This is a genomic window from Vibrio sp. OPT20 (assembly GCF_963889365.1).
GTDB lineage: Bacteria > Pseudomonadota > Gammaproteobacteria > Enterobacterales > Vibrionaceae > Vibrio > Vibrio splendidus.
Window position 1 is genome coordinate 1 of sequence record NZ_CAWPOA010000024.1, and the last position, 1572, is coordinate 1572.

Annotated in this window: 1 protein-coding gene; it reads left to right on the forward strand. The window is 42.8% G+C overall.

Translation table 11 applies throughout. The annotated features are described in order from the left end of the window. The first annotated feature begins 165 nt into the window (after window positions 1-165). A protein-coding gene (locus AACR09_RS00985) for an IS3-like element ISVisp1 family transposase (protein ID WP_193834666.1) occupies window positions 166-1346 on the forward strand; the annotation gives its coding sequence in 2 pieces (ribosomal slippage) (window positions 166-451 and window positions 451-1346; 1182 coding nt in all). Window positions 1347-1572 lie beyond the last annotated feature (226 nt).

A 1572-nucleotide genomic window follows, 5' to 3' on the forward strand; every position in this document is an offset into this window, starting at 1 on the left:
GGAGCCAGCGTTTAAACGAACTACTACATAGAAAGCTTTAGTTGCAGCTAAAGCCTGGGTCTCACATTACCCGATTGGAGTGCTTATTATCCATACAAGCGTTTAAGACGGACTCTGTAGTTGACCCGATCTAATGGACACCTTCAATTGTAATTGGAGGTGTTTATGCCAGCTTATAAATCAGGTAAAAAAACTCAACAATATCTTACGGAATTTAAGGTAACTGCTGTCCGACTTTCGCTTCGAGAAGGAGCTACAGTTAAAAGCGTGGCGCTATCATTAGATATCCACCCTTATATGCTTTCTAAATGGCGAAAGGACTATAGAGAAGGGGTTATTATGGAAGATAAACGTAAGAAAAGGACTCAGATCCCGAGCCAGAAAACTGAGTCTAGTCGGATTGCAGAGCTTGAACGTCAGAACGAACAACTTAAGCTCGAGAATGATTTGCTAAAAAAGTGGCAACGATTCGTTGCCCAAGAAAATCGACAAAATTCCGATTCATAGCCCATTACAAAACGCGTTATTCCATTGTCTTGATGTGTCGTTTTCTATCTATTTCTAAGTCGGGTTACTACGCATGGCTTGATAGAGAGCCAAGCCGCTACGATCAAGAAGAGCAGGCTTTGAAGAAGCGCATAATTAAAGTGTTTACCCAGAGTCGAGAGACTTACGGTAGTCCACGAGTTCATGCAGAGCTGAGGCGCCAAGGAGTTTTGGTTAGCCGCAAGCGTGTAGCTCGGATCATGAGAGATCAAGGGCTAAGAGCGCGAAGTTATCGCATTTACATGAAAATGGCCAAGCTACATCGGTTCTATCAATCGATTAAGAATATTAAAAAAGACACACCAAAACCAACGGCAGTTAATCAACAATGGTCTGGAGATCTAACGTATATAAAGCAAGGTAAACGTTGGATGTATCTAGCGGTCGTTATCGACCTTTACTCGCGTAAAATCGTCGGTTGGTCGCTTGGTAGTAAGAAGAGTACACAACTAACGATGAGTTCGTTGAGAATGGCAATTAGAAATCGAAAACCACAAGAGCGCTTATTGTTTCATACCGACAGAGGCTCTGAATATCGAGCCCATGAAGTTCAAGCTTTATTATCAAAAAATGGAATTGTCCCAAGTATGAATCGTCCAGGTCATTGCACTGATAATGCGGAGGTGGAGTCGTTCTTCCATACGCTCAAAGGCGACATAATTAGGAAAAATAGTTTTAAAAGTGAGAAGCAGCTTAGAGATAAACTTGCCGGTTATATCCAGCATTTTTATAACCGTTATAGACTGCACTCAAGTCTTGGATATCGAACCCCGCATGAATATGAAGTAGCGACGGGTTAAAGATAATAGGGTGTCCATTTTATCGGGTGAAGATCATTCGCAACGCGTGGCATTTTCACTATGCGTTGTGTTTGGTGATTAAGGTGGTATGTGGCGGCTTTTGTATTGCGTTGCTCACCCCTTAACGGGGCTACATGGATTCCCCCGGTTGTCAAACATCCGCTAAACTTATGTTGATGGGTTTTGGACTGCCGCTCTACATTCGGCCTACTTATCGACGATTCGC